Origin of the sequence: Pseudomonas sp. LTGT-11-2Z (assembly GCF_003691445.1) — a bacterium.
Taxonomy (GTDB): Bacteria; Pseudomonadota; Gammaproteobacteria; order Pseudomonadales; family Pseudomonadaceae; genus Aquipseudomonas; species Aquipseudomonas monteilii.
This window is the reverse complement of record NZ_CP033104.1, coordinates 235,038-248,537: the sequence shown is the minus strand read 5'-3', so window position 1 is coordinate 248,537 and position 13,500 is coordinate 235,038. Positions and strand designations below refer to the sequence as shown.

Here is a 13,500-nt window from a genome sequence, read left to right as displayed (position 1 = left end):
CAGAATCCGCTAAGCTCAGAGCTGGAGCCTGCATGACTGTCAGAAATCTTGCGGCTACATTACAAATTTGTAGGATTTCGCCGCGGCCAGCTTCTTCGCGTTAAGATTCAAGCGTCCTCAGGTGACCCGGCGTATGGACAGAGGTAGCGACTACCACATGCCATACCCTCAGCCTATCTTTCGAACAGCCTGCAACCATAATCTTGGCGGATTAGGCCAACTCCTTCCTCACACCTTGAGATAAGTTATGCGCGTTCTAGTTGTGGAAGACGAAATTAAAACTGCCGAATATCTTCAGCAGGGCCTATCCGAAAGCGGGTATGTCGTAGATATCGTGCACAACGGTGTAGATGCCCTGCACTTGTTCAACACTAATGTCTATTCGTTGGTCCTTCTGGACGTGAACCTCCCCGGTATCGACGGCTGGGACCTGCTGGAAACCATCCGTAAGACCAGCCGGGTCCGCATCATCATGCTGACCGCCCGCGGACGCATCAATGACAAGCTCAAGGGCTTGGACGGCGGCGCGGATGACTACCTTGTGAAGCCATTCGAATTCCCTGAACTGCTTGCTCGCATCCGTTCGCTGCAACGCCGTGGTGATGAGTTGGTCGAGAAGAGCTCGCTGAAAATTGCGGATCTGGAACTCGACTCCGTCCGCCATCGCGTCTTCCGCGGTGGCACACGCATCGATCTCACCACCAAGGAATTTGCGCTTCTGCACCTGCTCATGAGCCGAACGGGCGAAGCGCTGACTCGTTCCCAGATCATCTCGTTGGTCTGGGATATGAATTTCGATTGCGACACCAATGTCATCGATGTAGCCATCCGGCGCTTGCGCTCGAAGATCGATGACCCGTTTGAAACCAAGCTCATTCACACGCTTCGTGGCGTTGGGTACGTTTTTGAGGAACGCGCATGAGGCCATTCAGCCTGGCTGCAAAGCTGGGGTTAAAAGTTGGGTTGATGAGCGCAGCGTTGCTGCTTCTGTTCGCCACCTTTGGCTATCTGATGGTAGGTAAGGCTCTGGAAAGAAATGCCCGAGCGGACCTGGAAGTAAAGATGGCGGGGATGGCTCACAACCTGTCCACCATCCCGGATATCTCCGGCGTCAACGCAGATGCACATCAGCTTGTCGATTTGGTCATGGGCCACAACAACCTGTATGTGAGCATATTCGATACCTCACAGAATCAGACTCCTCTGCTCTCGATTGGCTCGAAACAGGTCAATCTGGAGGTGCACAAGTTTCAGCCGGCGGCCCAGCCTAAAGAGCATGAATGGCGTGATACGCAGGACCGTCCTCTGCTGAGTGCTTCTCGGATCATGCGCTTGGGCGATGGAACAGAGGTCAGCGTCTATATGACCATGGACCAGTCATCCAGTGAGGCACTGCTTGATGCGTTGCTGACTTGGGCCTTGATGATGTCCCCCGTCATCCTCGCACTGATCTTGGCCATTGGCTGGTGGACCGTGCGCAGAGGCCTGCTGCCGCTGACCAAATTCCTCAAGGTGGCGTCAAAGATCTCAACGGAGAGCCTCGACCATCGTCTTCCGACTGATGGGATGCCGGCAGAACTCAAGAAGCTCGCCGACGGCATCAACATCATGCTGGCTCGCCTGGATGATGGCGTTCAGCAGCTCTCGCAGTTCTCTGACGACCTTGCCCACGAACTTCGAGCACCGCTTTCCAACCTGATGGGCAAGGCCCAGGTTGCCTTGACCAGAGAAAGATCGCTTTCCGAGTACCGGGAGGTTCTAGAGTCGTGCACAGAAGAGTTGGACCGCATGAGCCGCATGGTTTCCGACATGCTGTTCTTGGCCCAGGTCAGTCACCCTGCGTCCATGGTGGAGTTCGAACCGGTGTCCCTGGTCGACGAGGTTCAGCGCGTATGCGACCTCTTCAGCATTTCGGCAGAGGAAGGCGAGATCCAGCTGCAGATTTCTGGGAGTGATGATGTGGTACGCGGGAACCGCCTGATGGTTCAACGGGCCGTCTCAAACCTCGTGTCGAACGCGATCCGCTACTGCCCTCGCGGCCGCACGGTCTACGTGAAGGTGCAGCATAGTGCGAGCGGTACGACCTTGAGTGTCGGCAACCCCGGCCGCGGTATTGCCAAGGAACACCATGCGCACTTATTTGAGCGGTTCTACCGTGTGGACAAGAGCCGAGCACGGAGCGAAGGCGGTACCGGTCTTGGCTTGGCCATTGTGCAGTCGATCATGAGCCTGCACCAAGGGTCGGCGAGCGTGGAGGTGACCGAAGAAAACTTCACCTGGTTCCACCTTCACTTTCCCGCAGCCCAGCAACTGCAGCCAGCAATGACCGCCGCTTAAACCGCGCAGACATGATTAGGCCCGTCCATCGACGGGCCTTTTTGTTTGCTCAATGCATCAGTGCCGGAGGACCACAGGGTCCATAGGCGACCGCAGAATCACCGACTTGATGATCTTCTGCTCGTCAGGATTGGCGTTCTTCCACAGGTGTGAGAAGTACTGAGCATTCACTTTCTCTTGAGCACTTACGCTGCCGGCGGCATCGATCAGGCGCATGGTCGAGTAGACACAGATCAGCGCCAGAATGAAGAACGACGTGGCGACCACCATCACATAACGCTTGGCCAGCACCGGTGCCCGCTTGAGCTCCTGGATAGAGGCGTCCGCCGCCTTTGTCGCTGCTGTAAGCTCCGAGATCAGTGGCTGGATGGCGGTGTCGACTCCGCGGCATGCAGCTGAATACGCTGATGCAGCGGCGCGCAAGGCAACCTCCTCCGCGTTCGACCAAGCCTTCTCCGCCTTTCGCACCTCCTCCTGAATCTGCCGGCCGACAGCGTCCACCTGCTCCACCAGTTCGTTCGACCTCTCCAGAACAGCGCTGGAGGTCCGCGTCTGCGAGGTCAGCTCATCGAGCTGGACAGTGAGTTTTTCAGTGCAGCGGCGAAAGTCACCGATAGCAACTGCCCAGGGCTCTATGTCATTCATGGCTATCTCCTAGGGCGGCCAACAACGCCGCGCTGAATTAACGCGCTAGATATCAAAATTGTAATTTAAGAGAAAATTCTTAGTCGCCCTCGACAGTGCCGAGATAGACATGATCCTTCCAGATTTGAGGATTTAACGCATCCTGCCTGCCGCCAAAATTACGGAATTGTAATTATTGACTCACCTTGTCGTTAGCTTCGCGTTCCTAAACTACAAACCAACAAAGGCCGCTAATCAGGCAGGCCTAGTATGAACCGAGGTTCACAATGAAATTTGTCAAATCTATCGCTATTGGCAGCCTGCTGCTGGGTCTCATGGGTACCGCTTACGCTGAAGGTGGCTTCGAGCGAGCGAAACAGTTCAATGAAAACTTCCGAACCGAACAGGCTCGCCTATGGAGCGATGACTCTTCGGACCAGAACAAACAACAAGTCGCTCAAGAGCAAAAGAAAGAAAGCAAGGATGGTAAGGAACAAGCCGACAATTAATCGGCGGTTAAATAGGACTTCAAATGACGAAAGAAATCGACAAAAAAGCCAGGATAAAACCTGGCTTTTTTGTGCTTGGAATTTAGCCTTCGTTCTTGCGAGGCGTTTCCGCATTGCTTTCTCCAGCCAGACCCTCGGCACCTTGTACGGTACGTTTCCAATGGCACAGCATGAGCTGGCTGGCGTTCGCTTCGGTGATCGCTGTACATGCTAGATCAGCGGGCAGACCATCCTTGCTGTCTCGCAAGCGCCTGGACAGATAGAACGAGCCATCCTGCGGCCACTTGGCAGGATCCTTGATGTTCTCGGACTTTCCGCTGCTGTAAAACTCCGACGAGTATGAGCGGCGGCCAGGATAGATCAGGGGAGCGGAATGAGCAGACTGCACATTGAGCCAGGCTTGAACCACATCTCGCTGATTCTGAGGTCGCTCCTCAAGTACCCCGGCGTAGATGATGCCCGCACCGATGATTGGTAACACCAATGCACTCGCCGCGGCAGCCCATGTAGTCTTCGGGCCAACATCGCTGATCCGTCCGGATAGCAGCAATGCCCAGGCTGGCAGCGCAGGTAGCAGGTAGGTCCACAGAATGTTGCCTGCAAATGTGAAGAAGACCGGTGTCGCCAAGGCCCACAGCCAGAGGTAAGCCTCGAAGCGCTGCATTGATTCACGCTTGCGGATCAGTAATGGTAAGAAAAAGGCCCACGGCAGTAGCGACAGTCCGAGCTGGATCCAGATGGTGCCATATGGCTTGGCATGAGCACTGCCGTATAGGTCGCCCGCCCAGTTACTGACGACGTAGCGGCTCCAGTGCTCACCAACGAAGAAGTACTCCATGAAGCCGGGCGTTTTCATCTCGGCCGCGACATACCAAGGCACGGATATACCGAACATGAGTACAAGGCCGCTGATCCAGGGAAGCCTCAGTACCCGTCCCCATTCCTTGTAGATAACGAACCAGGCGAATGCCGGCGCCCCCATAAGCACTAGGGTCAGAGGGCCTTTGGCAAGCAAGCCCAGCCCGAGACCTGCGAACATCAGGTAGGCATCCGCCTTGCTGGCGCACTTCATCCAACGCCAGAAACCGTAGCTGGCCAGCAGAATCGAGAACGACAAAACAGGGTCGGTCAGCACGACACCGCTGGAGACTAGGCCAAGGGTGGTGCTGGAAAAGATAATGGCGGCCCAGATGCCGGCGTTACGGGAAATCTGCTGCGTGCCGAGTTTGATGATGATGAAACAGCTTGCCAGGTGCAGCAGCCACGCCGGGAAACGCGCAGCGAACTCGTTAACGCCGAAGACCGTCATGCTTGCGGCCTGGGTCCAGAAGGACAACGGTGGCTTGCCCCAGAACGGTACCCCGTAGTCGAACATGGGCGTGATCCAGTCATTCAACTCGACCATCTTGCGAGCCATTTCAGCGTAGCGAGCCTCCGATGTGTCCATCAGTGGATAGATGCCCAGCCCCACCAAACGCAAGAGCAAAATCGAACCCAGGATCCACCACAGCGTCCGCTCGTTTTTCAGGCTCAGCATTTCTTACCCTCGATCGAGGCCATCGAAGGGTGGAGTGACACGGGATCCGCCTTGCTGCTGTGCTTCAGGAAATAGAGAGGCCGGCGCTTCACTTCCGCGAGTGTCACGCCCAGGTACTCCCCCACCATGGCGACACCGACGCACATGAATGAAGCCATTCCGACGATCAGGTGATGGATGTCGAAACTTCCTGCCACAAGCGACGCAAGCATGTAGCAGATGCTGGAGACGAAAAGACCGAAACTGATGAGGCTGAAAATGCGCAGCGGTTTGCGAGAGAAGCTGACGATGCTTTCGATGGCCAGATTGAACAGGCCAGCTGCATTCCACTTGGTGCTGCCGGCATGGCGAACGGTGCGATTGTAGGGCAGCTCGATGGTACGGAAGCCTACCCAGCCGATCATGCCTTTGAGAATCCTGGAGCGTTCGTCCAGCGCCCGCAGTGCTGCCAGCGGCGCAGGCCCAATCAATCGGAAATCGCTGACATCGGCCGGCATGTCCACCTTCTCCACCAGGCGCTGCATGACCCAGTAGTAAGCCCGGGCACTCATGCGCTTAAACCACGAATCACCGACTCTCAGGTTGCGTTGCATGTTCACCACGTCGTAACCGCGTTGCCAGTGGTCCACCATGGCCGAGATGAGCTCTGGTGGGTCCTGCAGGTCGACATCGATGAAGATCAGCGCACTGCCACGGGCATGGTCTATCCCGGCGCTGAGTGCAGCCTCTTTGCCGAAGTTGCGACTCAGGGACAGACAACGTACAGATGACCCATCCTGATAGTGGCGAAGAATGTCGGCCGTTCGGTCGTTACTGCCATCGTCGATATAGAGGATTTCGCAGGAGACGGGTAAGCGCTTCACGACGCGGGTGATCCGCTGGTGGAACTCGGGGATGGTTTCCTCTTCCTGGAAGCAAGGGACGACGATGGTTAACAAGGGATCAGGGCGCTCGGGAAAGCGATGTAATGTCTGCATGATTGAATGTCCAAAAACGATGTGCAATGAATCCAAGTGCAGTGAGGCTTAAGGTCACTACAAGTTGGGAGATGAGCGGTGACAGATTCGACTTGATGAGGAACCACATACCCACGCCATTGCCGAAGTTTGTGGCTAACGCGACCAGTGCAAACCTGACAGGCTGAAACTTACGAGAGCCATCTGACACAAAGCAGAGCGCCCTATTTCCAATAAAGCTTGCGATAGCGCCAACCATGCCTCCACAGATACTGGCTAGCAATGGAGTAGATAATTCTGTCGTAACCAGCACTAGGAACACCGCATAATGGATTCCCGTTGCTATGAAGCCGATCCCCAGATAACGAATCAGTAAGGTAGTAAGAGGTAGGGTTTGATTTTCCATGCCCAAAGCCTATGGAGGCAAAGGTGAAAAAAAAGTGAACCAAATGTAAATGCGTAATTGGCTAAATTTAGATCTGCCAAGTAATGAAATTGGCGCGCTAGGCTAGCACGCTACAATATCAGCAAGATTGCTCGAAAATTACGCTTTCGAAATAAAACCTTCCGATAACGCATGCATGACCTGCGGATTACAATGCTGACAAGATAAGGAAATGCTGGGTGGCATTGAGATAGATTCCCCGAATTAAGGGGGACCCAATGGTTACACAAAATGAAACATTTACAAGCAGCGTTGTTCCTTACAGTCCTGACATATTGGATGATCTGCCAATTGATGATCAGCTGGCCGTAGAGTTTTTCGCAACAGCACGTTGTGCCAGTTTCAAACAGGCTGCCCGGGGGCTCAATGTGCCAGTGGTAGGCCTTCGGAAACGCTTGGAGAAACTGGAAGAGCACATTGGTGCTCCCGTGTTTGTATACAAACACAACAAGCTTGCCCTGACCCGCACTGGCGAGAGGGTCAGCCATTACCTGTGCCAGCTCTTCGGCCCAGACGGCCTTGGCAAGTCCGGTGAAAAGGAAGTCCCCAGGCTTACCATCGCGATCACGGAGCCAGTGTTGAGCGACATCGTAAACCGCGATCTAGTCGCCTACGTGCGCGATCATGCCGAAATGCAGCTTGAAATCCATTCAGAGTGCACAACGCAGATGCTCTCTGAGTGTGAAGTCGATGTGGGTATCGCTTTCGTGAGCCCAGATGATGAGGGCGCGTTTGATCGCCATCCTACGTATAGGTTTGAACGGCTTGGCCGGATTGGGCACTCGCTGTTCATTTCCAGCCGCTACTCAAGAAGCGTCACCCTTCCAGTGCAGAGCCTGGATTTGCACAACTTCATGCTCGTTATCCCTTGGGATGAAGAGATTTTGGCGGGCTCACGAAAGTGGGCATCGATAATGGCTGAGCATCAGGGCGGTACCACTCGGGTAAAGAACTATAACTTATCCCGTGGCCTTGTCGTAGGAGGCGCGTGTATCGGTGTGCTGCCCGACTATAGTCGAAAGATGGAGAGGAATATTCTGCCGATGCCGGGTTTTTTGGACGATCTGGAGGAGAAAGATGTCTATCTTGTTATCAAAACCAAGCTTGCCCGCAACCCGCACGTTCTGGAAATCCGTAGATTGATCAAGAAGAGCTTCTTTGATAAGAAGGACTGGCTTGTTCGGTAACAGTTTTGTTAGGTTTCAAACTCTCCTGTTAACACTACAGAAACACAACTGTCATATTCGCTTGCAATCTAGTCAGAGTGCTTAGAACAAAGGCATCTTGTTACAGCAGGTGACAACCGTGGCCTGCTCCCATCTGCAAGATAAATTTAGGCCGACGAAGGGCGAAATACAACGTCGGTAGCTAAGCACTTAACATACGAGAGGCAAGCAATGATCCGTTCTTCGAACATGCGGGAAAAGCTGTTGGCTGCCGCAATAATAGGCACATTTTCCTCGCAAGCATTCTCCGGAACAGTAACCACTGACGGAGCTGACATCGTTCTGAAGACCAAGGGCGGTCTTGAAGTATCGACTTCTGACAAGGAATTCAGTTTCAAACTGGGCGGTCGCGTTCAGGCCGACTACGGCCGTTTCGATGGTGTCTTCACCAAGAATGGCGATACCGCTGACGCCGGCTACTTCCGTCGCGCCTACCTTGAGCTCGGCGGCGTTCTGTACCGCGACTGGAAGTATCAGCTCAACTACGACCTTTCCCGCAACACGGGCAACGACTCCGACGGTTACTTCGACGAGGCCAGCCTGACCTACACCGGTTTCAAGCCCGTCCAACTGCGATTCGGTCGTTTCTACACCGACTTCGGTCTTGAGAAAGCCACCAGTTCGAAGTGGACCACTGCCATGGAGCGGAACCTCTCGTACGACCTGGCGGACTGGATCAACGACAACGCCGGCATGGGTGTTCAAGCCACCAGCACCATCGCTGACATGGCTTATGTCTCCGGTAGCGTTTTCAGCGAAACCAACAACAACTCGGATGGCGACAGCACCAAGCGCTACAACGCACGTGCCGTGTTCGCACCGCTGCACAGTGATGGCAACGTCCTGCACGTCGGTGCTCAGTACGCTTACCGCGACCTCAAAAACAGTGCGGTCGATACCCGGATTCGTTCGCGTCTTGGCGTTCGCGGTGTAGATACCAATGGCGGCGGCGATGCCGGCACCAACGGCAACCGCATGCTGTTTGGCGGTGCCGCCGCACAAGATGGCCTGTGGAAGGACGATTCGGTCTGGGGTCTCGAAGGTGCCTGGGCCACCGGCCCGTTCTCGGTGCAAGCGGAATACCTTCGCCGCAAGCTGAAAGCTGACCAGGCCAACAGCGACATGAAGGCCTCTGGTTACTACGCCCAGATGGCTTACACCCTGACCGGCGAGCCGCGTATCTACAAGCTCGACGGTGCCAAGTTCGACACTATCAAACCAGAGAACAAGGAACTGGGGGCCTGGGAAGTTTTCTACCGCTTTGACGATATCAAGGTCGAAGACGGCAACCTGGTCACCGCAGCGGATCAATCGAACGAGCGCAAGGCCAAGAGCCACACTGTGGGTGTGAACTGGTATGTCAACGAGGCAGTGAAACTCAGTGCCAACTACATCAACGTGCGTACTGACAATAACGAGAACACCGTGGGCGACGACAGCGGCAATGCAATCGTGACCCGCCTGCAATACGTCTTCTGATCCCTCTCATCAGTCTGACGTGAGAAAGCCGGAAGCGCTCAATGTGCTTCCGGCTTCCCTGTTTCTGACGTGATCGAGCTTGGAGCGTCCTCCTCCTACCTGCTCTCGCTCACCTGATGACCTCTCTTGCCAAAACTCGGCGAATCTGGTGTGATCGCCGCGTCGGGTTTTGCATGGTGGCCGTGCAAGCAAACCAAACCTGACTCCTACTCATGATTGAACCTGATTCGACGTCCAGCTTCGCGTCTAACGGCCCTACAAGCGCAGCTACCCCAACGTCGCTCATTAGGGGATAGTCATGTCTGCCAAAAAGCTGCTTCAACCTCTCGCTGCTCAGCTGCACGCCTCATTCTCGGCTTCCGGTCGCCCGTACGCTCACCAGCACATTCACCAGTTGCTCCACGCTGCCATTGGCTCCGTCTCCCCAGAAGTTGACTCCCAAGACAATCTGCCAATCCAGGTATGCCGTGACAGCGACAGGCAGTACAACCTCTACGAGACGATTGAGCGGGCGAAAAAGTGCTTGGGATTGACCGATCTTCAAGCAGTCGGCGTGGCTGAAGAAGTCATCGAAGTACTACGAGCTGCAGGGATAGGCGTGAACCAGGTTCGCCTGCTCCTCGACCCCTCCTTCACCTCGAAGACTCGTAAAAAGGCATTCAAAGCCCTTTGCAAGAATCTGGATCTGAACGAGCTCGGCGATCGATTCGTCCCGAAAACGGCGACGCTGGCCATTGCGGCGGGTATGGCACCGCCTCCGAAAATCACGTGGAAAGATCGCTTCGCACTGGCTGCAGATTTCCCTATACGGGGACAGAGCCAGCTCGTCGAAATGGTGACTCGAAGCGAGTGCTATCTGTGGGTATTTCCGCCGACTGATCATCAAGCTACGGCTTCGGCGAGTCACGACCGCTATTTCGGTGAACAGACCCATCCGAGCGCTGAGATGGGCATGGGGTTCACTATCATCGATTCCGGATCGACCCGCCCTAAATTTCCGATGCTCTCCAAACAGCCGGAAGAGACCTTCATCCAGTATTCACTTTCGGCGCCGATGTGGTTCTGGCGCGCACAAAGTAACACCTGGCGGCTGGGAAACATCCTGCGCTCCAAGATCCTTGACGGGGCTCCTTGGCATAACGAGCCCTTGAGCGATGTGCTGCCAGGTGGTCTGAAGTCTCTGCCGCGGATTTATGGGTGCACCACCTGCCAAACGCTGTTCGTCGAGAAACACAGCGGCTATCCGGATGTACCCACTCAGTGCCAATGCGGTGAGGCGAGCAGCACGCGTGACCAAAACGAGTCACCTGCTCTCAATAGCTGATTTTCCTTACGGTGGCGGGCTATGCCCCCCGTTAGGGATTGGCTATGGGAGCGGGATTCGCTCACCCCAAACCTGAAGGCGCCGCCATCTAACCGAGCGATATGAGCTGAATGCTCGCGGAGTAGATATGCAGAACAGTACCAACAAACAAGACACCCTGGCGGCGATCAATGCACTTGTGGAGATTGCGTATGATCAGGGATTTGCGAACGGACAAGGGGTCGGCAATCAAGTCGGTTTCGTAGCCGGTGTCATGAGTCTCAAAGCTGCGTTGGCCTGCGGCTTAAGGCACGGCTCACCTGAGTGTGGGAAGGCCCTTGAAAGCCTCAAGCGCATCGGGATCGACGAGTGAGAAAAGTACGGGTCGTGCGCTGATCGCGCACGACCCGTACTTCTACTTCAAGTCATTTCCCTGCTTAGCTTCATGATTGAAGCTCAGGGATCAGGAGCTTCTGCGGTAGGCCAACAACCGCAAGGCGTTGAAGACGACCAGCAGTGTGGAGCCCTCATGGATCGCAACGGCGGCACCAATGCTCAAGCCCATGATGGTAGACGGAACCAAGATGGCCACAATCCCCAAGCTGACGAACAGGTTCTGGCGGATGATCGATCGCGTGTGACGGCTCAGCCCCACCGCAAATGGGAGTTGCCTGATGTCGTCAGCCATAAGCGCGATATCAGCCGTTTCCAGGGCGACATCAGATCCGGCAGCCCCCATTGCGATGCCAACGCTCGAATTGGCCATGGCAGGGGCATCATTCACGCCGTCACCCACCATGGCCACCCTGGCGCTGAGGCGCAGGTTCTTGATGGCCTTGACCTTGTCTTCCGGCATTAGGTCTCCCCACGCCTCATCTAAGCCAACTTGTTTGGCTACCGCCTCTGCAACGCGGTTGTGGTCCCCAGAAATCATGACCATGCGGTCGATGCCCATCTCTCTGAGTTTCTGGAGTGCCTCTTTGGCACCCTCTCGGGGTGTGTCCAATAGCCCGATAGCGCCCAGATCCTTGTCAGCGCGACGTACCACCATGGTTGTGCGGCCCGACTGACGCAGACGCTCCGCAGCCTCCAAGGCTGCCTTGCTCAGTGCGGGAATACCATTGGTACCGAACATCTCGACCTTGCCAATCCAGACGAACTGCCCATCAAGCTCGGCACGTACGCCGCGGCCAATCATGTTGCTCATGTTCTTGGCTTGCAATCGGCGCCGTGTGCCAATCATCTCTTCACCGTCACGCACAATTGCCGCAGCCAGCGGATGGTCGCTCATCGACTCCACAGCGATGGCGACGTTTAGTAGATCCTCGATCTGCGTGCCGCCTACCGGTATTACATCGGTGATGCGTGGGCGCCCTTCGGTCAGGGTACCGGTCTTGTCGAATGCCATGGCATTCAAGGAGCCGAGCTCTTCAAGCGGTGCACCGCCCTTGATCAGCACGCCACCTCGGGCTGCCCTGGCGATGCCAGATAGAATGGCGCTTGGTGTTGCGATCGCCAGCGCGCAGGGGCTGGCTGCAACCAGTACGGCCATCGCCCGGTAGAACGAGTCACGGAACGGCTCATCAAGGAAAATGCCGGCAAATAGCAGCCCGACTACCAGCAGCAAAACCAACGGGACGAATATGCGTTGGAAGCGGTCCGTGAATCGCTGGGTCGGTGACTTCCTGACTTCGGCTTCACTGACCATCTTGATGACCCGCGCCAGGGTACTTTCCGTAGAGCGCCGTGTTACCTCAACCTCGATGAGCGTTTCGCCATTGATGGTACCGGCGAAGACTTTCGAGGCTGCATCCACTGCATCTGGCTTGCTGCGTGCGAGTTCGGCATCAGGGACAGGTTGCTTGTCCACGGGGACGCTCTCACCGGTTACTGGCGCCTGGTTGATACTTGAGGAGCCCACTACAACAAAACCATCGGCCGGTAGGCGGTCATTGGGGCGCACGATGACAACGTCACCGGGAACCAGCAGCTCCACAGGCATTTCCAACGTGCCATTTGCTCTGCGTACGATCGCGGTGGCTGGTGCGAGCTTGGACAGTGCCTCAATCGCTTTCTTGGCCCGCCCCATCGCGTAGCTTTCAAGGGAATGCCCCAGACTGAACAGGAACAGCAGCAGAGCCCCCTCCGCCCAGGCGCCAATGCTCGCGGCACCGGCTGCGGCGAGAAGCATCAGCGAATCGATCTCGAAGCGTTTCTGGCGGATGTTGCTGATCGCTTCCTTGGTGGTGAACCATCCACCGAACACATAGGCCGACACGTACAGAATCAGGGGCAGTCGATCAATCAGGTCAAGTTGTCCTGCGAGAGCTCCGGCACCCAGGAGGGCACCACAGATCAGCGCGAAAATCAGCTCCGTGTTCATGCCAAAAATGCCGCCATGCTCATGGCTATGACCTTCATGCCCAGCTTGGTCATCAGGGCGTTCAAGCAAACTCTTCATAACTCGTCCCTTCTGGGGTCAAGGCTTCCAATTGCCCTCTGCAGTTGGGAGCCGTCGCGGTTGGTTAGCTAAGACCTATTGCACGGTTTGCCCCGGCCCAGGCGTTAACATGTCAAAACCATGGGGCATCGGGCGTAATAAAAAATGCCAGGCACTGCCTGGCATTTATGAATTCTCTAATTGTTCTGTTCAAATCGTTTACTACTTGTTGTTGATGCATTGCGAATACATCGAGTAACGAACAGTCTTGAGCGTGCCCTGGGAGTCCTCGAAGGTCATCAACCGTGGGTAGACCTGGCAGGTACGTGGGTCCTGCGACTGACGTACGAACTTAGCAACGTCTATCTTCATGCCATATTTGTAATCCTGAATCTCTGGCATTGGCTTGCCATTTTTCTCCGCGTACTTGGCCACTGCGGTCTGGTGCTCCTTGGTGTATTGCAGCTGCTTGCTCTCGGAAAAAGTGTTGGCCTGCGAAGCCACCGAGAAAACAACAAGTGCAGCAGCGATAATTAGCTTTTTCATAAAACCCTCTCAATTTCAAAACTTCTCGGGCGTAACCTTAGCAATGCATAGGCATCACCGGCATGACGAGAAACTTACAATTTTGAAAGGTAAGTGCA

General features: G+C 55.3%; 13 protein-coding genes. 7 read left to right on the top strand and 6 right to left on the bottom strand.

Features of this window, described 5'->3' with window-relative positions:
* Positions 1 to 247 precede the first annotated feature (247 nt).
* Both D8767_RS01205 and D8767_RS01200 read left to right on the top strand, forming a co-directional pair.
* Positions 248 to 922 (top strand): heavy metal response regulator transcription factor, encoded by a 675-nt coding sequence (locus tag D8767_RS01205; protein WP_003253457.1) that lies wholly within the window; start codon positions 248 to 250, stop codon positions 920 to 922.
* Positions 919 to 2,337 (top strand): heavy metal sensor histidine kinase, encoded by a 1,419-nt coding sequence (locus tag D8767_RS01200; protein ID WP_009682005.1) that lies wholly within the window; start codon positions 919 to 921, stop codon positions 2,335 to 2,337. Before D8767_RS01205 ends, D8767_RS01200 begins: the two co-directional genes overlap by 4 nt.
* Before the next feature lie 57 nt (positions 2,338 to 2,394).
* Here D8767_RS01200 and D8767_RS01195 read toward each other — a convergent pair whose 3' ends face one another.
* Entirely contained in the window at positions 2,395 to 2,982 is a 588-nt protein-coding gene (locus D8767_RS01195) for a hypothetical protein (protein WP_003253452.1), read from the bottom strand.
* A gap of 266 nt (positions 2,983 to 3,248) precedes the next feature.
* Here D8767_RS01195 and D8767_RS01190 point away from each other — a divergent pair, with 266 nt between their 5' ends.
* Complete coding sequence (locus D8767_RS01190; protein ID WP_003253450.1) at positions 3,249 to 3,470, top strand: hypothetical protein; 222 nt, start codon at positions 3,249 to 3,251, stop codon at positions 3,468 to 3,470.
* Between the two features lie 82 nt (positions 3,471 to 3,552).
* Here D8767_RS01190 and D8767_RS01185 read toward each other — a convergent pair whose 3' ends face one another.
* From D8767_RS01185 to D8767_RS01175, 3 genes are read right to left on the bottom strand one after another with little or no spacing between them, the layout of a single operon-like run.
* Positions 3,553 to 5,007, bottom strand: a complete 1,455-nt coding sequence (locus tag D8767_RS01185) for a glycosyltransferase family 39 protein (RefSeq protein WP_003253448.1) — start codon at positions 5,005 to 5,007, stop codon at positions 3,553 to 3,555.
* Positions 5,001 to 5,984, bottom strand: a complete 984-nt coding sequence (locus D8767_RS01180) for a glycosyltransferase family 2 protein (RefSeq protein WP_003253446.1) — start codon at positions 5,982 to 5,984, stop codon at positions 5,001 to 5,003. Before D8767_RS01180 ends, D8767_RS01185 begins: the two co-directional genes overlap by 7 nt.
* On the bottom strand, positions 5,950 to 6,369 hold the full coding sequence (locus D8767_RS01175; protein ID WP_003253444.1) for a GtrA family protein: 420 nt from the start codon (positions 6,367 to 6,369) through the stop codon (positions 5,950 to 5,952). Before D8767_RS01175 ends, D8767_RS01180 begins: the two co-directional genes overlap by 35 nt.
* A gap of 257 nt (positions 6,370 to 6,626) precedes the next feature.
* Here D8767_RS01175 and D8767_RS01170 point away from each other — a divergent pair, with 257 nt between their 5' ends.
* The 4 genes from D8767_RS01170 (at position 6,627) to D8767_RS01155 (ending at position 10,789) form a co-directional block, all read left to right on the top strand.
* Positions 6,627 to 7,595, top strand: a complete 969-nt coding sequence (locus tag D8767_RS01170) for a LysR family transcriptional regulator (RefSeq protein ID WP_003253442.1) — start codon at positions 6,627 to 6,629, stop codon at positions 7,593 to 7,595.
* A gap of 210 nt (positions 7,596 to 7,805) precedes the next feature.
* A complete protein-coding gene (locus D8767_RS01165; protein WP_003253440.1) occupies positions 7,806 to 9,113 on the top strand; it encodes an OprO/OprP family phosphate-selective porin in 1,308 nt (435 codons plus the stop codon).
* 298 nt (positions 9,114 to 9,411) lie between these two features.
* A complete protein-coding gene (locus D8767_RS01160) occupies positions 9,412 to 10,437 on the top strand; it encodes a hypothetical protein (RefSeq protein WP_003253439.1) in 1,026 nt (341 codons plus the stop codon).
* A 127-nt stretch (positions 10,438 to 10,564) separates the two neighbouring features.
* Complete coding sequence (locus D8767_RS01155; protein ID WP_003253436.1) at positions 10,565 to 10,789, top strand: hypothetical protein; 225 nt, start codon at positions 10,565 to 10,567, stop codon at positions 10,787 to 10,789.
* Positions 10,790 to 10,879: 90 nt separating this feature from the next.
* Here D8767_RS01155 and D8767_RS01150 read toward each other — a convergent pair whose 3' ends face one another.
* Entirely contained in the window at positions 10,880 to 12,877 is a 1,998-nt protein-coding gene (locus tag D8767_RS01150) for a heavy metal translocating P-type ATPase (protein ID WP_009682002.1), read from the bottom strand.
* Between the two features lie 201 nt (positions 12,878 to 13,078).
* Entirely contained in the window at positions 13,079 to 13,402 is a 324-nt protein-coding gene (locus D8767_RS01145; protein ID WP_003253432.1) for a DUF2790 domain-containing protein, read from the bottom strand.
* Positions 13,403 to 13,500 lie beyond the last annotated feature (98 nt).